The sequence below is a fragment of the Arthrobacter sp. ISL-95 genome (assembly GCF_018613695.1).
GTDB lineage: Bacteria > Actinomycetota > Actinomycetes > Actinomycetales > Micrococcaceae > Arthrobacter.
Map to the genome: position 1 here is coordinate 30,393 of NZ_JAGGPR010000004.1, position 26,090 is coordinate 56,482.

Annotated in this window: 22 protein-coding genes and 1 pseudogene; 9 read left to right on the forward strand and 14 right to left on the reverse strand. The window is 59.0% G+C overall.

The genetic code is table 11. From position 1 onward, the window contains the following. Positions 1–15: 15 nt before the first annotated feature. The 8 genes from J7I86_RS05765 to J7I86_RS05800 all read right to left on the reverse strand — a co-directional run bounded on the left by J7I86_RS05765 (position 16) and on the right by J7I86_RS05800 (position 8,438). Positions 16–594 (reverse strand): recombinase family protein, encoded by a 579-nt coding sequence (locus J7I86_RS05765; protein ID WP_214817128.1) that lies wholly within the window; start codon positions 592–594, stop codon positions 16–18. 1,282 nt (positions 595–1,876) lie between these two features. Continuing rightward, a complete protein-coding gene (locus J7I86_RS05770; protein WP_214817131.1) occupies positions 1,877–2,851 on the reverse strand; it encodes a cyclase family protein in 975 nt (324 codons plus the stop codon). 258 nt (positions 2,852–3,109) lie between these two features. Next, positions 3,110–3,373 (reverse strand): hypothetical protein, encoded by a 264-nt coding sequence (locus tag J7I86_RS05775; RefSeq protein ID WP_214817134.1) that lies wholly within the window; start codon positions 3,371–3,373, stop codon positions 3,110–3,112. Between the two features lie 145 nt (positions 3,374–3,518). Then, positions 3,519–4,406: an alpha/beta fold hydrolase gene (locus J7I86_RS05780; RefSeq protein ID WP_214817136.1), complete on the reverse strand. Its 888-nt coding sequence runs from the start codon at positions 4,404–4,406 to the stop codon at positions 3,519–3,521. Positions 4,407–4,477: 71 nt separating this feature from the next. Further along, positions 4,478–6,028, reverse strand: a complete 1,551-nt coding sequence (locus J7I86_RS05785; protein WP_214817138.1) for a sodium:solute symporter — start codon at positions 6,026–6,028, stop codon at positions 4,478–4,480. Beyond that, complete coding sequence (locus J7I86_RS05790) at positions 6,028–6,264, reverse strand: hypothetical protein (RefSeq protein WP_214817141.1); 237 nt, start codon at positions 6,262–6,264, stop codon at positions 6,028–6,030. The genes J7I86_RS05785 and J7I86_RS05790 overlap by 1 nt, the downstream gene beginning before the upstream one ends. Positions 6,265–6,404: 140 nt before the next feature. After that, positions 6,405–7,379 (reverse strand): response regulator transcription factor, encoded by a 975-nt coding sequence (locus tag J7I86_RS05795; RefSeq protein ID WP_286179400.1) that lies wholly within the window; start codon positions 7,377–7,379, stop codon positions 6,405–6,407. A gap of 30 nt (positions 7,380–7,409) precedes the next feature. After that, positions 7,410–8,438, reverse strand: coding sequence for a LacI family DNA-binding transcriptional regulator (locus J7I86_RS05800; protein WP_214817157.1), 1,029 nt, complete (start codon positions 8,436–8,438; stop codon positions 7,410–7,412). A gap of 78 nt (positions 8,439–8,516) precedes the next feature. On the opposite strand from J7I86_RS05800, the gene J7I86_RS05805 reads away from it, so the two are divergent. Continuing rightward, on the forward strand, positions 8,517–9,908 hold the full coding sequence (locus tag J7I86_RS05805; protein ID WP_214817160.1) for an amidase: 1,392 nt from the start codon (positions 8,517–8,519) through the stop codon (positions 9,906–9,908). Continuing rightward, positions 9,908–10,717, forward strand: coding sequence for an alpha/beta fold hydrolase (locus J7I86_RS05810; protein WP_214817162.1), 810 nt, complete (start codon positions 9,908–9,910; stop codon positions 10,715–10,717). Before J7I86_RS05805 ends, J7I86_RS05810 begins: the two co-directional genes overlap by 1 nt. A 280-nt stretch (positions 10,718–10,997) precedes the next feature. Here the strand turns inward: J7I86_RS05810 and J7I86_RS05815 are convergent, their stop codons facing one another. From J7I86_RS05815 to J7I86_RS05835, 5 genes are all read right to left on the reverse strand, one after another. After that, positions 10,998–12,464, reverse strand: a complete 1,467-nt coding sequence (locus J7I86_RS05815) for an NAD-dependent succinate-semialdehyde dehydrogenase (protein ID WP_214817166.1) — start codon at positions 12,462–12,464, stop codon at positions 10,998–11,000. A 39-nt stretch (positions 12,465–12,503) separates the two neighbouring features. Continuing rightward, positions 12,504–13,850 (reverse strand): 4-aminobutyrate--2-oxoglutarate transaminase, encoded by a 1,347-nt coding sequence (gene gabT, locus J7I86_RS05820; protein WP_214817170.1) that lies wholly within the window; start codon positions 13,848–13,850, stop codon positions 12,504–12,506. A gap of 177 nt (positions 13,851–14,027) precedes the next feature. After that, positions 14,028–14,834: a maleylpyruvate isomerase family mycothiol-dependent enzyme gene (locus tag J7I86_RS05825; RefSeq protein WP_309476672.1), complete on the reverse strand. Its 807-nt coding sequence runs from the start codon at positions 14,832–14,834 to the stop codon at positions 14,028–14,030. 47 nt (positions 14,835–14,881) lie between these two features. Further along, positions 14,882–16,573, reverse strand: a complete 1,692-nt coding sequence (locus tag J7I86_RS05830; protein ID WP_214817172.1) for an amidohydrolase — start codon at positions 16,571–16,573, stop codon at positions 14,882–14,884. Between the two features lie 184 nt (positions 16,574–16,757). Then, positions 16,758–18,089 carry an MFS transporter gene (locus tag J7I86_RS05835; protein WP_286179404.1) on the reverse strand — a complete coding sequence of 444 codons (1,332 nt, stop codon included), beginning with the start codon at positions 18,087–18,089 and terminating at the stop codon, positions 16,758–16,760. A 156-nt stretch (positions 18,090–18,245) separates the two neighbouring features. On the opposite strand from J7I86_RS05835, the gene J7I86_RS05840 reads away from it, so the two are divergent. Next, positions 18,246–19,415 carry a CdaR family transcriptional regulator gene (locus J7I86_RS05840; protein ID WP_214817178.1) on the forward strand — a complete coding sequence of 390 codons (1,170 nt, stop codon included), beginning with the start codon at positions 18,246–18,248 and terminating at the stop codon, positions 19,413–19,415. A gap of 1,494 nt (positions 19,416–20,909) precedes the next feature. Here J7I86_RS05840 and J7I86_RS05845 read toward each other — a convergent pair. Beyond that, positions 20,910–21,851, reverse strand: coding sequence for a LysR family transcriptional regulator (locus J7I86_RS05845; protein WP_214817181.1), 942 nt, complete (start codon positions 21,849–21,851; stop codon positions 20,910–20,912). A 120-nt stretch (positions 21,852–21,971) separates the two neighbouring features. Here J7I86_RS05845 and J7I86_RS05850 point away from each other — a divergent pair, with 120 nt between their 5' ends. The 6 genes and pseudogenes from J7I86_RS05850 to J7I86_RS23240 all read left to right on the forward strand — a co-directional run. Continuing rightward, a complete protein-coding gene (locus tag J7I86_RS05850) occupies positions 21,972–22,964 on the forward strand; it encodes a DUF1852 domain-containing protein (protein ID WP_214817184.1) in 993 nt (330 codons plus the stop codon). 20 nt (positions 22,965–22,984) lie between these two features. Further along, positions 22,985–24,031, forward strand: coding sequence for a methionine synthase (locus J7I86_RS05855; protein WP_214817198.1), 1,047 nt, complete (start codon positions 22,985–22,987; stop codon positions 24,029–24,031). Positions 24,032–24,033: 2 nt separating this feature from the next. Then, a complete protein-coding gene (locus J7I86_RS05860) occupies positions 24,034–24,606 on the forward strand; it encodes a flavin reductase family protein (protein WP_214817201.1) in 573 nt (190 codons plus the stop codon). A gap of 5 nt (positions 24,607–24,611) precedes the next feature. Next, positions 24,612–24,740: a hypothetical protein gene (locus J7I86_RS22640; protein WP_286179409.1), complete on the forward strand. Its 129-nt coding sequence runs from the start codon at positions 24,612–24,614 to the stop codon at positions 24,738–24,740. Between the two features lie 247 nt (positions 24,741–24,987). Continuing rightward, entirely contained in the window at positions 24,988–25,704 is a 717-nt protein-coding gene (locus tag J7I86_RS05865; protein ID WP_286179411.1) for a YoaK family protein, read from the forward strand. Further along, a pseudogene (locus J7I86_RS23240) lies at positions 25,704–26,078 on the forward strand (GntR family transcriptional regulator); the annotation flags it as partial. The gene J7I86_RS05865 and the pseudogene J7I86_RS23240, both read left to right, overlap by 1 nt. Positions 26,079–26,090: the final 12 nt, after the last annotated feature.

A 26,090-nucleotide genomic window follows, 5' to 3' on the forward strand; every position in this document is an offset into this window, starting at 1 on the left:
TGGCAGTCGCTGACTTCAAGGCTCCATCGACAAGTAGCGGTAAACCGTCGCCCGGCTTGCCCCGATTATCTTTCCTATGTCGGCTGGCTTGAGTCCTCGGGCCTTCAGCTCGTGCGCACGCTTTACCTTCTCGTGTTCAGTGGTAACCTCCCGCCGCCCTGCCTTGCGCCCGCTGGCAGCTGCGATGGCCATGCCCGCCTTGGTGCGTTCGGAGAGCTGATCCCTTTCGAGCTGGGCGAACGCGGAAATGATGGTCACCATTGCTTGGGCCATCGCTCCCCCGACTTCACTGGCCGGATCCGTGGCAATTCCATCCCGAAGGGAACGAAACTTGATGCCTTGGGATTTGAAGTCATCCAAGAGCTCGAGCAAGTGGCGAGTGTTTCGTCCCAACCGATCCAACTTCCAAACGACGACTTCATCCCCTGGGCCGAGACGGTCCAGCATCCGATCCAGCTCCGGACGGCTTACCCGCGTCCCGCTGATCCCTTGGTCTTTGTAGATTCGCTCGCACCCGGCTGCTTCCAGTTCTCGGATCTGTAAATCGGTTTTTTGGTCCGTCAGGCTGACCCGGGCGTATCCAAGGCGTGCCATCACTTCTCCGTCTTGTTAAAGGACAAATACGAATGATGTTGAGAATAGCTGAGTGAGACACATTGCTGGGACACACGACATGCCGGAATTCCGCGAGCCTGAATCGTCAACTAGTCCCAGCCCCCGGCTCCCGTCAAAGGATCCACTATTCCTTCGTGACGCCGCGCCGACTACACGGACATGACCAGCTCGACTCGGTCAGCCGCAGCCACTGAACTCCCATGGCGGAGTGCCCCACGAGATGGGGTGCGACCTAGTCGGCATCATGGCGCTAGGGCAACTCGCAGGCGATGAATAGGTGTTGGGCGAAGGAGGCGCAGGCCAATGGTTGCGATCAGGCTCAATAAAGAGGATTCAAGTGTGGACAATGTCCACACCCCTTTGGCCTGACAAACTCTCCCCAGTCAGGCCTCGCAACTCTGGCAACGAGCCCAAAACCAAGAACTTAGACGCAGGATCTAAAAGTCACTTTGCGCTCAGTGCCTCTACCCATGAAGGGGTGTAGGACAACAACGTCCTACCGGACGAACCAAGAAGGGCCCCCCTAGCCCCAGTACAGAGCCAGCGGTGGGCCGGCCAGCCACGACCCTGAACCCGCTCCCCACAACCAAACAGGCGACTCGCGGCGCCAGGCACACCTCGCGACTAGTGCCAGAGGGACCTGGCCAAGCAGAATGTACACACGTTGAAGCAAAAACCCCCTCTAATGAGGGGGTATGCTGTGCCCGAGGTTGGACTCGAACGGGATTCCAAGCCTTGAAAACACTGGGAAGCGGCGGAAACATGCAGAATCCGGGGCAGTCCGGCGGCTGTGCGGGCCAGCCCGGGGCGAAAGGTGTGGACGTTGTCCACACCTTCTTTTTGCTTGATCGAACACCGAAAAACGGGGACTTGTCTTCTCCCTGCGCGCTCACGGCCTGCGCCGGGCAATCGGCGCTGCCGCCACTGCAGATTGCCTGCTGGATGATGGCACCGCTAAGTCCGCGTGAAGCATCCGTCAGGCTGAGCCACCGACCTCCTAGGCATGACTCCCGCGGGCCGCTAGAACAACCCAAAACCTGACCGCAGTCTACCGGCCAGAACGATGAATAACTCGACGCAGTGGGAGCACCTCCTTCATCAAGTAAATGGCCGAGAAAGCACCCAAGAACATGACCAAGCCGTTCCGGCCATCCCGACGACAGAACGTCCATTTTCGGCGCTAGCGGGTCACGAAGACTCAGTCTTCTGGCTCTGCGCCGGGGCCGCCCATTCGAGCGCGGCCACAACGCGGGTAGACGGGCTACTTAATAACGACCGGGTTGACCGGCGCACCCGAACCGCCCACAATCTTCATAGGAGCGGCGGTGTAGAGGAAAGTCCATTGCCCGTCAGAGGAGCAATCGTCGGCAAGTTTATCCAAGGCGATGATTTCCGAAAATGCGATGCCGAGGTTACGCATGAGCGCATTGTGCAGCGGAAGGTCAACTCCGCTGACCGGGTCGCGGGTGACCTCGTTGCCGATGGTATCAGTGACTAGGTTGGGTATTTCCATATCTCGGAACCACTCCACTAGCTGCGGGGAGTAGGTCAGCCCAGGTTCTAAGAAGTCACGGTAGAACTCCGTTTCCTCTGTTTTGTAATAGGAGCCGATCCAGCCTGTGCGAATAAGTAGTATGTCGCGTTTCTGGATGGTGACACCCTGCGCTGATGCAGCAGCCATCAGGTCCTCGTAAGAGAAGGTTTCGCCTCTTTCCAAAGCCGGTTTGCCCCGAAAGCGTGCCATGTCGACGAGGATGCCCCTTCCCACGATTCCGCGTTCTGCAATCGGGAAAATGCTGGCCTTCTTCAGGCTCCCGATTGTTGTCTCTGCGGCATACCCATTGTAAATTTTTTCGCCGTACCACATATGCCCCAACGCGTCGTACTGACTGGTTCCCTGAAGATACATGGTGATCACATCATCGGCATACTCAAGGTCGCCATTGAAGCTGGGGCCTGTCCCACAGAGAAAATTGCCCCGATCCATGACATTAGTCCGTACCGCGGTCTTTCGGCCCGGCCAGATAGGGTCACCTCCTGGATTGCCAATCGGAATGGCCAGAGTAAAGCTCTTCCCGGAGCGGATTTCCGCCGCACCGCGCCGCGCTTCTTCGACAGTAAGGTAATTCAATGAGCCGACTTCATCGTAGGGTCCCCACTTCCCCCAATTCTTCGGCGAATCACGTAGTAGTTCCTGCATTGTGGGCGTGCCCGGGGTTTCCTGGATCTCAGTCATCACTAGCTCCTTCGGTTCTCGGGACTGCAGCACCTATTGCTGAAGAGATTCTTGTTTATCTGCGAGCTGAGCACATGACGACTCAGCCCCGGCTGTGATCGGTGTCGCTTCCGTTGATCGCTGCGACCTCAGCGGGGGTGCCGGTGGCGCACACTAGGGCGGAATGATGACCGACGCTCGCGACCTGGACATCCCTGCTGGCTATAGCGCCATTCGTAGGTAGTCCAGCCATTAGGCAGCCCAAACCGCGCCGCCGGTTTACCGGGGCGCTTCAGTCAACTTGAAAATCGTTGAGCTGTCGCCATCAAAGGTCATCTTGCGGCCGTACCCGTCGATCCATAACCAGAAATAGGAGGCATCATCACCTATATCGTCGACGGTGGCGTTTTGGAGCGGAGACCCAGGGACCTGGACGAGCACCCTGTCCCCCTCGTCGAGATGCACCCAATCGTCATAGCCCAATTTGCAAACGTGGTAGTCCCCCGTTGAGTGCACATCCGGGAATTTAATGTTGGTTTCCATGAACTTCGATCCGATTTCCGTCGCGGCCGCTGGCTCGTCTGACTGTCGGTTCGTACTGATCAGTCAGGATTGAAGCTGCCTGACGGCCATCTCTCGAGCAAATTACATCAGTGGGCAGGCCCCACGACCTGGCCCACTGATGTGTTTAGGACCAGCTTTTGATGAACTCAAGAACTGCCGAGTCAACCTCTGCGGGCTTTGAAGCACTCAGGAAGTGATGACCGCCTTCGATGACCTCCAGCCGGACCTCCGGCGCACCAGTGAACATGAGTATTTCTTTTTCTGCGTTGGCCACGGAATAGACCTTGTCCTCTGAGCCGTGCAACCACAGCACGGGTGAATTAATGTCGCGCAGTCGTCCATGAAGCCCGTCGCGGTCCCTGAGGTTAATGGTGCTGAGCAACAGCCGTCGGCGACCGCCGTCTCCGGAGTAGTTGGTACGGTAGGTAGCTAGCCAGAATTCGCGTTGGTCAGGTGAGAGTCCGCCCAGGGCCGCGTCAAAGGTGTCGTCGACAAACTGCTCCGGTACCACCCATTCGTCCGGTACCGGGTCTGCGAAGGCCTCGATGAAGGGCGTGCAGAATTCTGGGGCATCCCAGCATCCAAGCTGCCGGCTTCGCAGGGTCTCTGAATCCATGGACGAGCCCAACGGTATGATTCCTCGGACCACTTCCGGCGCTATCAACGCCATGCGGGCGGCTATCCACCCACCCTGTGATGTACCCAAAACAAAAGCCTTGTTAATACCCAACGCGGCAAGGGCCTGCAAGTTGGCGACGGCGCTGTCCCAGTACGTGAAATGCTGGTACGACGCTCTTGTACGGCCGTGACCGTACGGTTCAAGTGCCAGAAGGTTTACGGCCGATGTCAGGGCGGTGTTGGCGAACTGGGGCCTATAGAGTTCAGCCGATGTGGTGTAGGAATTGATCAGCACCAATGTGGGGAGATCCGGGTTGTATTGACCGCTCAGCGTGTATCCAACCACTGAACCGCCAAGGTGCGGGATGCGTACGGTCTGTTCGATCTTGCTCATGTGCTTATTACTTTCTTTCCTATTGTCAGACCCGTTGGCCAGAGGCAGTTCCTCGAGCCTTACACGGGAGGTCATGCTGGTTCTTGGCTGGGTACTGATTTCGCATCCGTCGACACAGAAGCGTCCTCCAGCATTTCGGTACGGACTCGGGCGGCACGAAAGAGGCCGTCTACTCTGGCCAGCTCGGCGTCGCTACTTCTACGGATGAAACTGACCAAGATGTAGACAATCAGATTGACGATCAACCCGACCAAGCCGGCTCCAAACCCACCGAGCCATGGAACTGCGCCGCCCGTGTCCATGTACGGAATGGTCAGCACCAGGGCTATCACTGTGCCGATAAGAAGCCCAGCAATTGCCCCATCCTTGTTGCCTCGGCGCCAGATCAGTCCACCGAAGATCGGGACGGCCAGCTGGATGATCGCCTGGTAGGCAAGCTGGGCCACTCCGGCCAGGTTTGACCACCCGTAAATTTGATTTGCGATGACTGCTGCAATGATGGCGGCGCCAGCCATGGATCCTTTGGCCAGATACAGTTCCTGCTTATCGCTCAGAGGCCGAATCACGCCGACTATGTCGTTGGCAACCTGCGTCCCAAGAGACTGTGTGACCCCGTCAACAAATCCCATGCTGGCCGCAAAAACGATGAGCAACGCAAAGGCAAGGAGCCAGGTTCCACCAGCGTCTTGCGTGAGAGCGAAGAATGCCGACAACGGATCCGCCGACGCAAGAGACATGGGCGCGGCGCAAAGTGCGACAGCCATAAGCAATACAAAGAAAACAAATCCGATCACCATGGCTTGGAGGGAGCCCTTCTTGACTTCCCGCACACTCCCGGCTGTATAAATCCGTGTGAAAATCATGGGCCAGCACAAGCTGCCGATGATCCCGGAAGCGACAATTCCGAAATAGAACCATTCGCCGCTTTCTGAACCATAGCCTGGGAGGCTTAGTTGCGCGGTGGTGAGCTGTTCAAGATTCGAGAAGCCGCCGAAGTAAAAGATCAGCAGTCCCAAGCACAAAACGGCAGAACCGATGTATGCCACAATCCCCTGAACCATATCGGTGACGATCAGTCCACGCATGCCCATTTGCACAGTCCAGAACTGGCGAACCACGAGCACTGCGATACCGATCAGAATCGAGACCTCGAAGGAGAGGTTTCCCAAAGAAGCCCATTGGATGACCGCACCCATGGCAATGAGTCCGAGGATGAGCCAGGGAAGTAACGCCACAACGCTGATAGCGCTGCTAAGCAGTTTCAGGCCAGGGCTGTTATAGCGCAGCGACAGCAGGTCTGACTGGGTGCGCAGGTCGAACTGTTTGCCCCATTTCCACACTGGTCGAGCTATGAAGTACATGGCGAGAACGCCCAAGGTGGAGTAGACAAGGAAATAGAGTCCAATGACACCACTGATGACGGCAAAGCCGAAGACTGCCGTGAACGTGGAGCCGGGCCACCACGAATTGGTGTAAGCCATTGACACGAACCAGCTAGAGAACGATCTTTCGCCCACCGCGTAGCTGCTGAAGCTTGAGACGCTGCGGCCATGTTTGGTCTTATGGAGCACGAGGACGATAAGCATAAAGAACGCGGCGAGGACTCCGAAAGTGATAAGCATCAGTCCAACTCCCCCCGTCGTCCCTCAAAGCGCCACAGGCCGTAAGCCACCAAGATGGGTGCGGCTGAAATTAAGAGGAGATACCAGATGGAGCCGGGGACACCGGCAACCAACGCGTGTTCTTCAGAAAGTGCAATGTACAGCGGTGGCGCCAAGGCCAGCACGAAAATCAGGGTGAACAGCGGGCCGAAAAGAAGATTAATACGGGACCGCCGATGAATCTCTGCGCGTTCCATGATGCCTCACTTAGGACTATGTTTGGGGGTGTCATCGTTGACAAATCCCAGCCTAAGGAAGCCTCATCCTAAGTGATATCGGTCACTTGACGTATCTTTTCCTCCTGAGGAGGAGCCACCGTCCTTGGCTAAGCTCTCTGTTACGTGACGGGCAAACGCCTGGGGGCTGCTTGAATGAGTCGCAGACCCTCGCGGCTAACAAGAGCGGCCGCTTCAGCACGGGATGAGACCCCAAGCTTTGCAAGGATGTGTTCGACGTGAGTTGAGACCGTTCGCCGGCTAACTACCAGGTGATCGGCTATCTCAGGGTTGCTGATCCCATCAGCAAGAAGCGTGACGATCTGAAGCTCTCTGGGAGTTAGCCCATAGGGCGGTAGCACTTCTCGTTCCGCCACAAGGGCAGCGTTCTGTATACATCGTGTGATGCTGATTCTGTGGTAAATCCCCTGGTCTCCAATCCAGATGTAGCTGCTGTCTCCGCGGGGGGCGAGCGGCAGAAGTAGTGGCCACAAGGGTCCGTCCGATCGCAGGGTCATGCCTACTTCACGGCCAGCAATGGCTTGGTCAAGACCTGCAGCCATCACCGCTACGTTTGCGTCGCCATGCAATTCTTCGGCCAAGACCCGGTGCGGTTGCGATGGGTCACAGGCGGAGGCAAGCACCGGAAGGAACTGTTCGACGATTCTCTTGGTTTCTTCTGTAGCAGACCGCGCCGTCCCCCAGTTCATATGGATGGCTCCCACGTGGTGCCCTCCGGGCAACCAAAGGCTCGCAGATATGCCTTCGTTAAAGCCTGCCGGTCGAAGATAATCTTCGGCCAGGGATGTGAATGCAAAGTGGACGTCCCAGTCACGATCGAGGTCTGCCCATCGAAGAGCCTGACGGACTCGGTTTCGCACGACTCCGAATCCTGGATTCTTGGTTTCCGGGATGAAGTTCTCAAGCAGTTGTGACACCGCGTCCTCCGAATAGCCGTCCGAGGCCAGTTGCTGGTGCTGGGGTCGTTCTCCGGAAGGATTCGACGCCGACAGCAAGACAGCTTCGCACCTCACCAAGTCGCGAAGGAGCTTGGTAACTTGCTCTGCGCGCTCTAGGACGACCGGCGTTGCTGCCATAGGAGCTTCTAATGTGGGATAGGCGCGCATTTAGCTATTCCTGACATGAAGAAGTGTTGATTCCCGGATGACCAACTCCGGAGCCAAGCGCTCAGAAGACGGATTCTGTCCACGAAGAACTGACACGAGCAACTCCAGCGCCCGGGTACCCATCGTATGCAGTGGTGAGCGCACGCTGGTCAAGGGCAACGGCAACTCGGCTGCGAGCTGAGTGTCGTTGTAGCCCGCAACGGCGATGTCCCTGCCGGGACGCAGTCCCGCATCGCGCACTGCGCCCAGAACACCGATAGCGGCAAAGTCATTGACAGCAAAAATGGCCGTCAAATTAGGGGCTTGTTTGATGAGGTATTCCGCTGCCTCATGGCCGCCTCTCGCATCGAAGGCGGAATTCACTGTTAACACTTCAATACCCGCTTTCCGGTACGTATCGACAAAGCCACTGCTCCGGTCCACGCCTGTACTGGCGAAAGACTCGCCAGCGACTACGCCGACCTTCACGTGCCCAAGGTCCAGAAAGTGCTCGGCAACAAGGCTGCCTCCCAGATAGTCATCACATGTCACGGATGGATACTTGGACGCGTACCGGCTCACGAGAACGAAAGGCACCCCGCGCGCCGCCACTTCATCCAGCACAACTGCGTCCCGGTGCGCGTCGCCGAGTATGAGGCCATCGACGTGACGGGACAAAGCCAAATCAATCCTGGCGCGCTGTTCGGCGGGGCGGTCATAAGTGTTCATTACAAACGTGGCCAGTCCATTGCGGGCACCCGCGTCCTCCACCCCCTCGTAGATAGTGGCGAGCACCATGTCAGACAAGCGGGGAACCAGCACTCCAATCAGATTGCTTCGTGCCGTTCTCAGGCTCTTTGCGTGTGGGTTGGGGTGATAACCGAGCCGTTGAGCCCAATCACGCACTGCTGCTGCCGTAGCCGGTGATGCCGCACGCGAAACCTCATCAGGAGTTCCGCTGAGAACCCTCGACACTGTCGAGACGTCGAGTCCCGCCGCCTGCGCAATCGTTTTCAGCGTGACCGAGCTGCTTTTATATCTACCTGGCATCGTTGAAACTCCCTCTAAGGTTTGAGTACAAATCTTACCAAACGATTGTCCCAAACGTTTGGGTATGGTTACATGCAGTTGACCACCATCAACTGCGAAGAGGGACGTATGCGATCGCCCGAAGCACAACTGAAGAAACCTTCTGGAGCGGGGTTTTTCTCCAGCGTTGGTGTTTCCGAGCTCGCCGCCATGATGCGGAGTGGGCTTATCACGCCAGCGGACCTTGTAAACATTGCATTGCAGGAGGCCCACCGGTGGCAGCCTTCAATCAACGCGTTCGTCTCGTTCGATGAGAACGGCGCCTATGCGGCGGCGGCGAGGGCTCGCACTGAGCTGGCCTCCGGAATTGATCGGGGGCCGCTACACGGCATTCCTGTTGCCGTTAAGGACGTCATCGATGTACGAGGAATGCCCACAACTGCAGGTTCACGCCACCGAAAAGACCACCTTGCTCGTGAGAACGCCGAATGCGTTGAACGGCTCGTCCAGGCAGGTGCAATCATTATCGGGAAGACCACGACCCACGAATTTGCGAACGGGCCTACCGGAGATCGCTCTGCCACCGGTCCTACGCGCAACCCACACGATACCGACCATATGGCTGGTGGTTCGAGCAGTGGGTCCGCTGCCGCGGTTGCCGCTGGCATCATCCCATTGGCGCTTGGTACTGACACCGGCGGATCCGCTCGTATTCCAGCGGCTTGCTGTGGCGTTGTAGGGCTCAAACCCACCCATGGAGCTTTGCCCACCGGCGGGATGGTGCCTTTGTCACCAACTCTGGACACCATAGGCTTGCTGGCCCGCACCGCGGCCGACTGTCTCCTGCTGTGGACCGCGTTGAGGGGCACCCAGACTGTAGCTCTCCCCCCTGGTATCGGATGGATCAAATCGAATTCGATATATCCCACGCAACCCTCGGTCACTTCCACTGTCCGCGACATGATCGATGATTTCCTGACAGGTGAAGCCGAAGTTCTGGAGGCTGGTGATCTGAGGGAAACATATAGGATCATTCAAGGCAGCGAGGCATACGCTCAGCACACAGAGCTCATGTCCGGTGCGCCCGAACTTTACGATCCCGAAGTCCTCGCCAGGCTCCGTTCCGGAGGAGAGATTCTTGGGTGGGAGTACGTTAAAGCGATAAAGCTTAGGCACAGCGCCCGCCAAAGTATCCAGCCTCTACTGAGAAGGTACGGGCTTCTGGCGCTTCCGACGATACCCCTGGCCCCTCCCAAGCTGAGCAGCCGTACGGAAATCATAAACGGAAGCAGCGTCGAGACCCGGAAGGCTCTTCTCTCCCTTACAAGCCCATGGAGCGTTTTAGGACTCCCGGCCATCTCCATTCCAGCGGGCACGACCGAGGGGCTGCCGATTGGACTACAGCTGGTAGGTCCCCCCGGAGCCGAATCCCAACTTTTGAGGGTGGCTGCGCAAATTGAAGAGACCCAGCACCCGACGAAAGGAAATTGATGCGGACCCTTAGCTTCAACCGTGACGGGACGACTCTGACTGCCGAGCTACGAGAAGGCAGCGGATCGCCCGTCGTGATAGTTCCAGGCGTGATGTCCGATGCGTATACCTGGCGCCCAGTCGCCAATGCATTGAACTTGAATAACCCGATAATGGTCATTAACCGCCGCGGGCGGCTGCCCAGCGGCCCGACAGGTCGTGGCTACTCGGTCCGGACTGAAATTGACGATTTGCACCACATCCTCGACACCCTCGAGGAGGACATCCACCTGTTCGGCTGGAGCTATGGCGGACTGATTGCTTTGGAAACGGCGACAGAGCGACGCAACCTGCGCTCTGTTATCGCGTATGAGCCCGTCTCCAGCCCGTTCGGATCGAACGCCCTTGAACCCCTACGTCTTGCTCTCGGGAGGGGCGACTTGGACAGCGCCGTCGAGGTGGTCAAGCGGGTCATGGCGGGTTACTCCGCCGAATATATGGCAGCGCTGCGCGCGGACCCTATTTGGCCTGTCCTCCGTCTTCTTGTTCACCCCTTGGCTGATGAGCTGACTGCTATAAATGACCATGTTGCAGCGCTTTCCCGATACAGCGAAATCACGGCTCCAGTCACCCTGATGCTTGGCGAACGCAACGAGGAGAAGCCGCCATACGGTGTCGCTTTCACCGCCTTCTCTCAAGCCCTCCCCCAAGCCGAGGTCGTTCGCCTGGCAAATCAGGGTCACCTGGCCCACAGCGAAGCACCCGGCCTTCTGGCTGAGCACCTTACGCAAGCAGTCTTGAAGCACAACGAATACCAACATTCCAGTTAGTGCGCTATTGCGCTAACGAGAACTTCAGAACGAGCCTCCAACAGGCCCATTCTCATCCGTCCATTGGATCATCGCATCACCTTCGCATTCTCTACTTGCCGGACGGATGCACCGCCAGGCAAGTCCAATCGTGATCCTGCTCCTGCGCAGACCGTTTGGCATGCACGGTGGGAGAAAAGGCGAGGACCTTCATGTTCCAGCCCGGAACGTGAAGGCCCTCGCTTTCAGTCAGTTTCAGTGGCCATAGACGAGCCCCGAGAGATCGGTTCAGGGACATCCATCAGCGGGGAATAAGGGTGTATTTGGTTGAGAGGAACTCGCTGATGCCCTCAAAACCGCCTTCCCGGCCGATACCGGACTGCTTAATACCGCCAAAGGGTGCTGCGGCGTTGGAGATGAGACCGGTGTTCAAGCCCATCATTCCCGTCTGGAGCTTTTCAATCATGCGCTGGCCGCAGTGAACGTTCTCCGTGAACACATAGCTGACCAGCCCATAGTCTGTGTCATTGGCGATTTTGACTGCTTCCTCCTCATTGGAGAATCGGATGATGCCAAGGACCGGTCCAAAGATCTCTTCGGACATCAGAGCCGAGTTGGGACTGAGCCGATCCAGAACTGTTGGCTCGAAGTAGCTGCCAGGACCTTCAATGGACTTACCTCCAGTGAGAACCGTTGCGCCGGTCGCTACGGCGTCAGCCACCAGGCGCTCAGCCTTTGCGACCGCACGTCCGTCGACCAAAGCGCCGATGTCAGTACTTTCCTCAGCTCCCCTGCCGATCTTCATTTGGGCCACCCGGTCGCTCACGCGTTGAGCAAAAGCATCTGCGATTGATTCATGGACAATGATGCGGTTCGCCGCAGTGCATGCCTGGCCGATATTACGGAACTTCGCCAGCAGGACACCCTCCACGGCTCGATCCAAATCTGCATCCTCGAAGACGATGAACGGGGCGTTACCCCCCAACTCCATAGAAGTTCGCAGGACATTCTGGGCTGCGGCTTCAAGGAGCTTTACACCGACAGGGGTCGAACCGGTGAAGCTGAGCTTTTTGAGGCGGGAGTCCTTTAAGAGCGCGCTGGACTGCTCGGCCGGCGAGGTGGTAGGAACCACATTTACAACTCCTGCTGGCAGGCCCGCTTCTTCAAGCAGTTGTACCAAGAAGATGGTCGTCAGCGGAGTCAGTTCGGCGGGTTTGATGACAACCGTGCAGCCGGCCGCCAAGGCTGGGGCTATCTTGCGGGTTGCCATAGCCAAGGGGAAATTCCACGGCGTGATGAAATAGGTGGGCCCGACCGGAAGGTGCGATACGACAATGTTGCCAGCACCCTCAGGAGTAGGACGATAGTCGCCGCGGACACGTACAGCCTCCTCCGAGAACCAGCGCAGGAACTCGCCTCCATAGGTCACTTCGGCGCGGGCCTCGGAGATCGGCTTGCCCATTTCGATGCTAATGAGCAGTGCAAAGTCCTCGTGGCGATCCATGAGAAGTTCGAAAGCTCGGCGCAGGATGTTTGAGCGTCCGCGCGTAGAGGTCTCAGCCCACACCTCCTGCGCCGTCACGGCAGCTTCGAGCGCCCTAAGGGCATCGTCGACGGTCGCATCGGCGATCGTTTTGATGACTTCCCCGGTTGCCGGGTCTTGCACGTCGAATGTCGCACCGGCCGAAGAGGGCTGCCACGCCCCTCCGATGCCGAGACCGGTTTGCACCTGGTTGATCAGTTCTTGCTCGTGGGGTTTTAAAGTCATCGCTGTCCTTCTAAATACGTGTAGTTGGGTTGCTGTGGTTTAGGCATTTGCTTTGAAAGCGTCCGCCACGACCTGAAGGCCCTCGCGCAACAAGTCATCTGATATGGACAACGGCGGCAGGAACCGGAGCACATTGCCATACGTGCCGCATGTAAGTACCAGCACGCCGTCCTGGCCTGCCTTCCTCGCGATCGCAGAAGTCAGCGCAGCAGCCGGTCTCAGGCTGCCCGTTTCAACGAACTCGATGCCGATCATGGCACCGCGGCCGCGGATATCGCCGACACGGTCATCCTCCGCCGCTAGACCGGCGAAGAAATCGGTGATGATGGCACCGATTGCCCGTGCACGTTCCGTCAGGTTTTCCTTCTCATAAATTTCAATAGTTGCCAGAGCGGCAGCACAGGCGATGGGGTTGCCTGCATAGGTACCCCCGAGTCCTCCCCCCACAGCGGAGTTCATGATGTCCTTACGGCCAGTAACTGCCGAAAGAGGAAGCCCACCGGCCAGTCCCTTGCCGAACGTCATCAGGTCCGGAACTATACCCTCATGGTTGGCAGCGAACATGTCACCAGTACGGGCAAAGCCGGTCTGCACCTCGTCCAGTATGAAAATCACCCCGTTCTGGGATGTCCATTCCTGTAGCGCCGGTAGAAAACCGTTGGCAGGGGCGATGAAGCCGCCTTCACCCTGAATGGGTTCGATGATGACGGCAGCGACATTTTCGGCACCGATCTGCTTCTCGATTTGAAGTATCGATCGTGCAGCTGCCTCAGGGCCTGTGAGTCCGTCTCGGTAACTATAGGAAGCGGGGACCCGGTAGATCTCGGGGGCGAAAGGGCCAAACCCGTTCTTATAGGGCATGTTCTTTGCGGTCATTCCCATAGTGAGGTTGGTTCGCCCATGAAACGCGTGGTCAAAGACAACCACGGCCTGCCTGCCGGTGTAGTGGCGAGCGATCTTGACCGCATTCTCCAGAGCTTCAGCACCGGTGCTGAAGAGGGCCGAGCGTTTTTCGTGCTCACCAGGGGTGATGGCGTTGAGCTTCTCGGCAACTTTGACGTAGCCCTCATAGGGGGCGATGGTGAAACAGCTGTGTGTGAACTGCTCAACCTGCTGCCGCACCGCCTGCACCACAGCGGGGGCTGAATTACCGACGCCGGTGACGGCGATGCCGGAACCGAGGTCAATAAGGGAGTTGCCATCGGCGTCGATCAGCACCCCGCCTCCGGCGGCTACTACTGAAATTGGGAGCACTCCGCCGGTACCTGTTGCGACGGCCGCGTCCTTGCGTGCCAGCAGTTCCTGCGATTTCGGCCCGGGGATTGTGCTCACGAGCTTCCGCGCCTGGGGGAGAGTGGGGCCGCCAGTTATTGGTGGAGCTGACACGGTTGACCTCTTCTTTCAAGAGTTGTTGAGGAGATTTTTCTGGTGACCAGTGCGTGGGGCATCTGCGGAATTTCCGGGAGGACGAGGCAGATGCTTCAGCCAATGAGCACCGAATACCCGCACGTGCGGTGTTCTTGGTCGGAGATCGCCTTGGTTGGGCTTCTTCGGCAGCGGCGATTAGATCCAGCGGTGCGCCGCCGGCGCGGGGCCGATCTCACGTCCATCCGCATTGATCACCACGACGCCATCGTGACCACGTCCGGTGGCCCAGGCCAGGAGGTTTGTAAGTGTGCCGGAGATTGACAGAATTTCGCCGCCTGCCGGTACGGTTTGTCCTTCACCGCCAGGCTGAAAGTCCGTGTGGGCGTCTGTTGGGACAGCGCGCACGTAATGGCCGTCCCGGCCCTCCCAAGTAGTCAACACATCCTGCAGGATGCGGGCTGCGGTTGGCTGGGGAATGTCCTGGACGGTTGCCCCGTTGTTGAGGTCAATGGCATGCAACCATAGTTCGCGGGCCCGCATCCAAATAGTCTCGGAAATGGGAATCATGCGCCCCTGTGCGTTCTTTACCTTGTGAGTCCAGCGATCGTCGGGAAGATTCGTCCAGGCTTCTTCGAGCTGTGCGGCCTCCTGCGATGAGAGCCGGGTCAGACTCGTGTGGGAGAGTGTCGACCCGAGGTCGATCTCATCCGCCCGTGACTCAGGCGATTCGTACATCGAATTCTCGATCCCTGTCTGCGCCCACTGGACCAACCGGGCAAGTGCTCGGGCGTTGTAGGCGATGTGCGCGATGACGTGCGCCCGGGTCCATCCGGGCAGGAGCGATTCGCCCTGAAGGTCCTCGGGGTCCAGTTCGCTGATCAGCCGGTCAAAGCTTGCCTGTCCGTCGCGCGCGAGGGCGAGATCCAATGCGATCGTTGTTGCCGGTTCGTCGGCTGGGTCTGCATCCGATAGCGAACGTGTTGAACTTTTTACTTCGTGCACCGTTAGATCCTCCTTGTTGTGTGCGTTTGGGTTGGGATATCCGGTCGTCAGTTGGTGACCGAATGGAGCTGCAATTGAGGTGTCGGACTCTTAAGTGCTTTCCGGGCGTCATAGCTCAGCCGGCCGCCAAGAATCGTGGCCACGACGTCGATCTCGGCGATGTTGCGGGCCGTCAGTGGCGATTCAGAAAACACCGTGAAATCGGCGAGTTTGCCGCGTTCCAGTGTGCCCTTGTCCCGGAATTGACCGGTGGCGCGGGCACCCCACTCTGTGTGCGTTCTAAGTGCTTCCTCAGGTGTGATGGCCTCCCCTGCGGCGAAAGGCAGGCCTTTGTTCGTTCGCCGGTCAACGGCTGATTGCATGCCCCTGCGAAGGTTGTTATCTGCTACCGGCAGGTCGGAAGACCCTGCGAGAAGGGCTCCCGCGTCGATAACGGACCGGCCCCTGTACAGCCAGGATTCTCGGTCGGGCCCAACCAGAGTCACAATCTGATCGCCTAAGGGACCAATGAATCCTGCTTGGGGGGCCACTGCGATGCCGAGGACACCGGCGCGAACGACTTGGTCCGGCCGGGCCATGCCGAAATGCTCGATGCGGCAGGGTGCTTCGCCGCGACCGTAACTGTCCTGCGCCTCCTCGATGAGGTCCATCGCCAGGTCGATGGCTACATCGCCAATGGCGTGCAGCGCCAGGGGCCACCCGGCACGGTAGGCACTCAAGGCGCGCTCCCGGTAGGTGCCTGGTTCGTCCAAAAGGTAGCCGGTCTTGTGATCGTGTCCGCAGAAGGATTCGGTTACTGCAGCGGTTGCTCCCAGGAGGGAGCCGTCCAGGAAGACTTTGACGTGTCCGAACCGCACGTAATCGTCTCCGAAGCCGTAACGAAGTCCCAAGCCCAGTCCAAGACCTACTCCTTGATGGTGGAAATCGGCAGGATGCCCCGTTATGGGTTGCAGCGCGTCCATGGCGGGCATCAGCTGGGCGCGGGCATGAAGATGACCGGTTTCGGCGGCGGTCTGGTACGCAGCAACCTCGACAGGGCTGTGGCCGATCCACCCGCCGCCGATGCCGGCTTCGGTGAAGCTGGTTATCCCTTGCGCCGCGTACCGCTCTGTCGCAGAGTCCAATGCCCGGACGATTCTTTCGGTTGAGTATGGCAGTAGCAGTGCCTGCACCAATCCCTGTGCAGCTTCTTCCATGACACCGGTAGGTTTTCCTTCGGGGTCCCGCACCACGATTCCTCCTGCCGGGTCCTGGAAGGTGGGATGTAAAGCCCCGATCAGATCCAGCGTGGCGCTGTTAGTGATTGATGAATGTCCGGAAGCGTGCCGAAGGTACAGCGGGCGATTACCAGTTATGTCATCAATACGCCCGATGTCCGGGAAGCGCCCCCCATGGTGGGCTTGGTTGAATCCGGTACCGTGCACCCAGGCTTCGTCATCGCCGGACAGGCGCTGTACTTCGGCCTCGATCTTGACATAAACGTCCTCGAGTCCCCTGCACCCGCTTAAATCCACCGAATCGAGGCCCAGACCCCACCACGTTGTGTGGCAGTGGGCATCGATAAGGCCCGGGGTAATGCACGCATCACCGAAGTCAAGGCTGCGCTCCGCCTCCATGCTTGCGATTTCGTCATCAAAGCCCACGATACGTTCGCCGATGACTCCGACAGCCGTCGCAATGGGCCGGTCGGGGTCCATGGTGAGAATCTCGTTCGCCCGGACAAGAAGGTCGAGCTTCATGGTGAAGTTCCTTTCTGGGGACCAATCACATCTTTACTGTGATGAGAGTGACCGTTCTTTAGACGAGTGCCGGCTGACTTGTCAGCATTGGGCGGCCCTATCGGCAGCTAGCCAAGTGGGTTCCTGCGGGACGACCGGGCCCGGTCTGAGGTGGCAATCGAGGCGACTGCCCAGGCCGTTCTTGTTAGTGCTTGAAGCCGGGCAGATTCACGCTGAAACGGGGTGCGATCGCACCAGCCGAAGCGGTAATGATCGAGATGAGTACAAGCATCACGGCGGCGGGCCACCAGTGATTCCCGGCGGCTGCAACTACACCCGTGACAACCAAGGGGACAAAGCCCGCCACCATCGCTGAAGTGTTGTTTGCAACAGCCACACCCGTAAAGCGGGTCTTGGCTTCAAACAGGCCCGTCAAAACCGCGCCGGTGCCGGCGTAGGGGAAGGAGAGAGTCGACACTGCAAGGACCATGGCGATGACGACAAGAACAGGATTACCTGAGGTGAGCAGCAGGAACGCAGGAACGGCTACCACTGCGGAGGCAATACCGCCCCACAGTATGACCCGGCTTGAGCCATATTTAGCGCCGAGGCGTCCGCTCCAGACAATGACAAAGATCTCTACTACTGCGGCAGCAATAGTGCCAAGCAACATCAGGGTTGACGGGTACTTGAGGACGTTGACTCCGTACCAGACGCAGAACGTGGTGACCAGATAGAAGCCGCCCATGCCGAGTAGGCAGGAAGCCATACCGATCAAGAGCTGTCGCCAAGAATGCTTAAAGGTGGTGCGGACAGGGGTCTGCTCAATTTCGCCGGCTTCTTCGATTTGGCGGAACACTGGCGACTCTTCGAGCTTGCTGCGGATGTAAATGGCAATGAGCAGCAGGGGCAGGGAAATGAGGAACGGGATACGCCAGCCCCACGCGTCAAAGTTTTCTTTGGTGAAGAGGATCGTGACCAGGAAGAACCCTCCGGAAGAGAGTATCGTCCCGATGGGGGAACCAATCAGTGGAATCACGGCGTACCGGGCGCGAAGGTGCAACGGGGAGTTTTCCACCACCAAGGTCAGGGCCCCTGACCATTCTCCACCGACGAAGAGGCCCTGTACTACCCGCAACAACACGAGCAGAATTGGGGCGGCAATACCGATTGCGGCATAAGTCGGCAGCACCCCGATAAGACCAGTAATCATGCCAATGCCAATGATCGTGATCATCAGGGTCTTGCGGCGCCCGATCCGGTCGCCCATGCTACCGAAGATGATTCCGCCGAGGGGTCTGGCAGCAACGCCAACACCAAAGGTGGCGAACGAGGCCAAAGCCGCCGCGGTCGGGTTGCCGCTTGTGAAGTACTGAACGTTGAACACCAGTGCCGCTGCGGCACTGAAAAGGAAAAAGTCGTAGTACTCAAGTGCGGAGCCGATCAATGCGCCCAACGCGACCTTGTTCGCGTCTTTCCTACTCAGCTCTTTGACGGCATGTTGCTCAAAATTCGCCGCCTGTAGTGTCTCACTCATTGTCATCTCCGTAGATGCGTGATCCGGTTTACGTTTACGTGAATCTTCCGCAAACATCTTGTTCAATGAGGTTCTCAGGAGTTACAGCCATTTTCGCACAGCATTCACCTCGATTTTCTTGGTAAAAAAAGTGCATATGCACATATTGTGGAAAGCATGGACATGAACCAACCCCGGCTTAGCGGCGGTCCGGAGCCCCACGATTCCATGCGCTGGCAGGAGCTGCTGGACCAGCTCGACATTGAGGAGCTCACCGAGGCGTTTCTTTCTCGAATTACCGCGATCCCCGGTTACAACCCTGCCCCCATCCCCCTTTCCGAGATACGGCGGACGGGGCGCCTGGCCTTCGAAGCCATGGTTACCGGCCTACGTGAAGGTGGGCTCCATGAGGCAGTCGCTGTAGCCGCTGAAGTCGGCGTATCCCGCGCCCGCGCAGGGATCCCCATCACCTCATTGATGTCAGCTATCCGCCTTGATTACAACGTCCTTTGGGAGGCCCTTACCAGGGTTGCAACACCGGAGGATGCAACGCTGGTGGTTCGCCACACCTGGATTGTGCTCGACACCGTCGACGAATACGCGGGCCAGACTCAGCGGGCATTCATCGCAGAACGGGAGCGTATGCAGGACGAAGCATTTTCCGTACGACAGGGCCTGTTGGCGGAACTCTTCCAGACACGCGAACTGACGGACGAACAGCTGCGCACCATCGCAGGTGAGCTTGAAATTGCCCCTACCGGCCCCCTGATAGTGGTAAGCGCCGAGCCCGATGAGATGCCAGCCCTGAGGGTCTTTATCGCCGAAGCCGAACGCGCAGGCAGAAACGTGTTCTCCCATCACCGCGGCGACGCACTCATTGCGTTCACCACGCAACTCGAAGGGACAGATCCCAAGCGCGATCTGTTCCGACGCAATTTGCTCACCATCAGAGTCGGACTTACCGATGCTGATGCGGGCCTCCGGGGTCTTCGTCAAGCAGCAAACATCGCCCGCGATCTCGCTCGGGTGTTCAGAAGCGGTGAGCACGGGGCAATGACCTGGAAGCGCGGCTGGGCCAGACTTGCCAACCGGAGCCTAATTCTGGCAGGGCACCCCGTACTGACAGACGTCACAGCAGCCCTTTCAAGCTGCACCAGAACGGAACGTAACCGGTTGGAAGAATCAGTCCGCAGCTACCTCCGTACAGGCAGTGCCGGAGACTCGGCAGCAGAGCTTTTTTGTCATCGGAATACGTTGACAAACCGCCTACGTCGTTTCGCGGAAATCACAGGGATCGATCCTACCGTCCCACAGGACGCTGCGCGCCTCGTCGTCGGGTGGGCATAAGGACCCTCTGCCGGGTGAAGCATGTCGTTGCATCTACCGTCAGGTCGGCAATCCTGGTTCTCTCGCCTGATCCGACGCACCTAAGGAATTCGCGAGGTACTCCCCCAAGCCTGACGGAAGGGCACTTGTCGGCAGCTTTGTCGGCTTCGATGTGCACGCCCCGACAAGCGTGTGAACTCCAAATGCTCGGCGACCTTGGAAGGGACCGCAATCCGTGCCGGGCACTCCCCCATTTGGTCGTAGTTGTGCGTCGACGACACCGAAGAGACCTCCCCAGAGCACCCGGTCGACCGTGGCGGCTGAACACTTACGTCGCGATGGCCCCGCAGATACTGCGCCTGCGAATGTGCGTCATGTCGCTCGCGCCACTTGAATGATGAGTAGGTGTAGGCCGAGGAAGGGAGAAGCCAATGACTGCCAACAATCACAGTAAAGAAGATTTAGGTGTGGACAATGTACACACCCCCTTTGACCTGACAAAGCTCTCCTGAGTCAAGCCTCTTAACTCCAGCAACGAGCCAAAACCAGGATCATTCACGAAGGATCTCGAAAGTCATGTCGTCTTCAGCACCCCTATCCATGAAGGGGTGTAGGCCAACCACAACCTGCCCGACGAACCAAGAAAGGAACCCATAGCCCCAGAACAGAGCCAGCGGTGGGCCCAACAGCCAAGACCTTGAACCCGCTTCCCCACAACTGAACAGGCCTGCGGCTAGGCACAAGCCGGCACCACACATCAGAGACTCGTGTCAACAATTGTCAACACGTTAAGGCAAAAACCCCCTCTGACGAGGGGGTATGCCGTGCCTGAGGTGGGACTCGAACGGCATTCCGGGGCTTGCAAACACTGGGAAGTGGCGGAAACATGCGGAATCCGGGGCAATTCGGCGGCTGTACGAGGCAGTCCGGGGTGGAAAGTGTGGACATTGTCCACATCTTGTTATTGCTTATACGGCTACCCTGCAGGACGAATTCCCGGGACCCATTGAGATTGTCGTGTGGCCACTCCTTGCCCAGGACCGCGGTCAGCACCGGATCCGGGCTGATCACACAGTACGGTGTCTGCCCGGTATCTTTGACTTGGAGTTCCAGAGGGCTGCCCCAAATGCCCCACTGCTCAATGGAGTTAGCCAAGTAACCGGTCTAGCGCTGATCCGCATTCTCAGATTCCCAGTAGATAGAGAATGCACGCTGCGGACCAGACGTCTTAGGTCAGCGATCCTCCGCCTGCGAGTTGAATGGGCAGAAGAGCCCTGATGGACGGCCCGACCTTGGGGATCTGCATCTTGGCCAGGACGGCACCGCGGCCTTACAGGCCCGACGTGATGTCCCTTGGCTGGATCGTCACCACCTGGAACAGGCCGGTTTCCTCGCCGGCGTCCGCCCGGGCCATGCTAACGACGACGGCGGGCATATCCGGCACCTGCAACCCGCTCGGCTGCAACAACTACGTCCAATCACTGAAGGGGTAAAGACCCGCCCGCTCAACTGCAGTCAGTCGAGTAGCGCTACGCCGAACTCGGCGACGACGGCCCGCAATTCCCTGAGGTAGTGCTGCGCTTGGTCGGTGAGCGGGATCGCGGCGTGGCCGATCCAGCCGATCTCTATGCGTTCGTCAACGTCGAGCGGGATGGCGACGATCTCCGGATCGAGCTGGCCGCTGATGATGCCCGTCGAGATGGTGTAGCCGTGGAGCCCGATCATGAGGTTGAAGATCGTGGCACGGTCAGAGACCCGGATCTCCTGCTTACTGGACATGGTGGAGAGAATCTCCTCGGCGAAGTAGAAGGAGTTGTTCGCACCTTGATCGAAGGTCAGCCGCGGCATCCCGGCGAGATCGTCGAGGGACGCACGCTCTTTTGAGGCGAGCGGGTTGTTCCGTGAAATGAAAATGTGAGGATCGGCGAGGAAAAGCGGAGTGAACGCGAGCCCGGATTCCCGGAGCAGCTTGTCGATGACCTTCCGGTTGAAATTGTTCCGGTAGAGGATGCCTATCTCGCTGCGGAGCGTCCGGACATCCTCAATGATGTCCCAGGTGCGGGACTCACGCAGTGAGAACTCGTATTCGGCCACATCAGTGGCCTTGACCATCCGGACGAAGGCGTCCACCGCGAACGAGTAGTGCTGCGTTGACACCCCGAGCAGACGTCGCCGCGGTGGCCTGCCAAGGTAGCGCTGCTCGAGGAGAGCAAACTGCTCCACGACCTGCCTCGCGTAGCCGAGGAACTCTACCCCGTCGGCGGTGAGGGTAGCCCCGCGGGCGGAGCGAACCAGGAGCGCACGGCCAACCCGGGCCTCAAGGTCCTTCATCGATGCGGACATTGTCGGCTGCGCTACGTAGAGAAGATCGGCAGCGGCGGAGATCGACCCCTCCGCTGCAACTTCTATGAAGTAGCGGAGCTGTTGCAGGGTCAATCCGCTCGAAAACTGGGCCATAGGAAAATTCTATATCAGTGCATAGCAACCACTAGTTACCTGATACCCCTCCCAAGGCTGCACCATGGATACATCCCCTTCGGAAAGGCCGTCTCCGGCCCATCAACGGAATGGCAGCACATGGCAGACGACTTCACCTTCAGCATCACCACGACCCCCTTCGACGAGGACTACTCCCCGTCGGAAGGCTCGCGGATCACCACGAATTTCGCCAACCTGGCACGGGGCGAGCACCGCCAGGAGAACCTCCGCAACGCCTTGACCATGATTCGGCGCCGCTTCAACGATCTCGCAAGCTGGGACAACCCGGACCGGGACCGTTACACGCTCGAGCTTGAGATCGTTTCCGTGCAGATAGAGTTCACTGCAGAAGGCACCGATCAGAAGTTCCCCCTGTTCGAGGTTCTTGACATCCAGATCGTCGACCAATTGAACGGGGTCCGCCACCAAGGGATCGTGGGGAACAACTTCTCCTCCTACGTCCGTGACTTCGACTTCAGCGTCGTACTGCCAGCGGCGGCAGCGGCGTCAGGCAAGCCCACGGTTCCCGAGGACTTCGGCGATCTTCACGGCAAACTGTTCCAGCAATTCCTCGATTCCCCGGCATGCCAGGAACGCTTCCCGCAGCCACCAGTGGTGTGCATCAGCGTCTCCACGAGCAAGACGTACCGCCGAACGGAAAACCATCACCCCGTCCTGGGCGTCGAGTACCAGCAGGACGAGTTCTCACTGACGGACGCCTACTTCGCAAAGATGGGACTGCAGGTTCGCTACTTCATGCCACGCGGCAGCGTTGCGCCACTGGCCTTCTATTTCCGCGGCGACCTGCTCAACGACTACTCCAACCTGCAACTCATCGGCACGATCAGCACCATGGAGACGTTCCAGAAGATCTACCGCCCGGAGGTCTACAACGCGAACTCAGCCGCCGCCGTCGTCTACCAACCGAGCCTGGGAGAGCAGGATTACTCGCGGACCCAGATCGCTTACGACCGCGTCGAGCGCAGTCAGCTCGCGATCACTCAGGCGAAGTACACGCAGGAACAATTCATCACGCCCCACAAGGATCTATTGGACCAGTGGACCGCCAAACACCCCGCTCTCGTCAACTGACCCACGGAGAATCGTCAATCATGAACACACTTTTGCCCACCACCGTCGTCGGAAGCCTGCCCAAACCATCGTGGCTCGCACAGCCGGAGACTCTGTGGTCCCCGTGGAAACTGGAGGGAGATGCGCTGCTCGAGGGCAAGCAGGATGCGTTGCGCATCGCCATCCACGAGCAGAGCCGACGCGGCATCGACATCGTCAGCGACGGCGAGCAAACCCGCCAGCACTTCGTCACCACCTTCATCGAGCATCTCAGCGGGGTCGACTTTGAACAGCGCAAGACCGTGCGCATCCGCGATCGCTACGACGCGAGCGTGCCGACCGTCGTCGGAGCGGTGCGCCGCGAGCGGCCGGTATTCGTCGATGACGCAAAGTTCCTCCGCGCCACCACCGACCGGCCGATCAAATGGACTCTTCCCGGTCCCATGACCATGGTGGACACACTCTACGACGACCACTACAAGAGCCGCGAGAAGCTGGCCTGGGAATTCGCCACGATCCTGAACCAGGAGGCGAAAGAACTGGAGGCGGCCGGCGTGGACATCATCCAGTTCGACGAGCCCGCGTTCAATGTCTTCCTCGATGAGGTCAAGGACTGGGGCGTGGCTGCGCTTGAGAGAGCGGCCGAGGGGCTGCGTGCGGAGACTGCCGTGCATATCTGCTACGGCTACGGGATCAAGGCGAATACTGACTGGAAGGCGACGCTCGGCTCACAGTGGCGGCAGTACGAGGAAACGTTCCCGCTGCTTCAGAGCTCCAGCATCGACATCATCTCGCTGGAATCCCAGAACTCCCACGTGCCCATGGACCTCATCGAGCTCCTCCGCGGCAAGAAAGTCATGCTCGGGGCAATCGACGTCGCAAGCGAGACCATCGAGACCCCGGAGGACGTCGCCGACACCCTCCGCAAGGCCCTGCAGTTCGTCGATGCGGACAAGCTCATCCCGAGCTCCAACTGCGGCATGGCACCGTTCCCCCGGGACGTCGCACTGGCCAAGCTGAGTGCTCTCAGCGCAGGGACGAACATCATTCGCGAGGAACTCGCCCGCTCCGCCCCCAGGGTGCCATAACGATGTTTCACGCCTACCCCCCAGACACTTGGCTCGAGGCTCCGAAGCAAAGCTTCCCGTCCTCCCTCTCGGCCGACGAATTCAAAGCACTGTTCCGTGGCCACCCGGGAGGTGTCGCCGTCATCACGGCGGATGCCGGCGAAGGACCGGTGGCACTGACGGTATCGTCGGTCGTGTCAGTGAGTGCGGAACCTCCGCTGCTGATTTTCTCGGTCTCGGCACTGTCCTCTGCGTCCGAAGTGCTTTCGCGCGCCGAAACCGTCGTCGTGCACCTGCTGGACGCGCACGACGTCGACTTGGCGAAGTTTGGAGCGACCCCCGGCGCCGACCGCTTTGACCAGACGCACCGCTGGTCGGCCCTTGCAACCGGCGAAGCGGTGTATGACGATGTCCGCGCCTGGGTGCGCTGCGCCATCATCAACCGCATGGAGGTAGGGACCTCCACAATCATCGCCGTTCACGCCCTGGAATCGCGCGTGATGCGTGACATCCAAACGGGAGAAGCCGGCGACGCTCTGGTCTACCACAACCGTTCATGGCACCGTGTGGGCGAGCATTCCAAGCTTGAAGGCTGAGCGCCGTGCCAACAATGCGAGGCAGGAAGCCGAACGGCTCACGACGGCGCAAGCATAACTCCCGCCGTCCGCGCTTCGTGGTTGGCGGCATGGACGCACAGACGGCCAACGACCACATCCTTGCCGAGGGCTGATTGACGATGACCCCCTTGTCCAGTTGGGCGAGACAACGTCACCATCCTGAACGGCAAGGGCCGGGACGACCTTGTCGGTCATTCCATGCTTGCACGGCGACGCTACGATGGGCGCCCTAGCCGCCAGCGCAGATCCCCGGAACGACGGCATCGTCGTAGTTGCCAGCCAGTGCATCTAAAACCACCAACAAGCATGTCCGAGGGGTGGTCACAAAGACCACCTCTCACGATGAAGGATCCCTAAACCATGACATCAGCCGTAGCCAGCTCAGGTACCAAAACCGCCCCTAACCCGCAAGAAAATGCGTCGTCTCCGGAAAAGTTCCGACTGATGCTCATGATGGCCCTCACGCTCGTTACAGGTGTGGTTGACGCGGTCGGCTACCTTGGACTTGATCACATCTTCACCGGAAACATGACCGGCAACGTGGTGATTCTTGCGATGGCGTTGGCCGGGGCGGCGAACCTGCCAACTTTGGGCCCACTGGTAGCACTGGGCGCCTTTCTCCTCGGCGCGGCGGTTGCCGGATATACGCTCCAATCAAGCCCGAAAGGCTGGAACCGCAGGGTCACGCTCCTTCTCACAGCGGGTTGTATCGCGTTGACGGGAACCGCCGCCATCTCTCTCATCGTGGGAGACGTCGGCCGGCAGTCCATTGGTGTCATTGTTGCCGCCGTTATCGCCATGCACATGGGCTCCCAGGCCCTGATTGCGCGGCATTTGGGCGTACGAGACATGACCACAGTGGTCATTACATCCACCATGACTTCCCTCGCCGGGGAGTCGCTTGTGGGCAAGCAACGGCCCCGGTTACTCAACCGACGGCTGGGCGCTGTCCTCGCTATGTTCGCCGGGGCCGCCATCGGAGTACTCCTGCTCCGGATCCATCTCAGCGTCCCGATCGGCCTCGGCATCGCCATCACCGCCGCTGTGACGGTCCTGGGGAGTCGCCGCTGGCATTGATGGGGTACATCCCACCGGCTATCCCGCACCACGGAGCGCGGACGATCGGGGAATCGATAACAGCTTCCCCGACATGTGTCCCGGTGGCCTGGCGCCGAACGCTTGTTGTCAAAAGCGCTGTTCTTCGGTCAGGTCCCGGTCTGATCCGACGCATCCAAAGCGGCCCTTTGGACTGGTTAAGACCGGACTCAACACCGAAGCCGGGCGGTCTTGGGTGTCGGCGAATCTACATCCATTCCGGTGATCTCATGCCTCAGTCCCCGCTGCCGCCGGAACGTGGTCTTTGCCTGGAATTCGGCATTGGCCGCATGAGAGCGCGGCGCGCCCTCAACGTGCTTGAGAATGCAGGGCTGGTGTACCACGAAGTCACGCGTGGGACCTTCGTG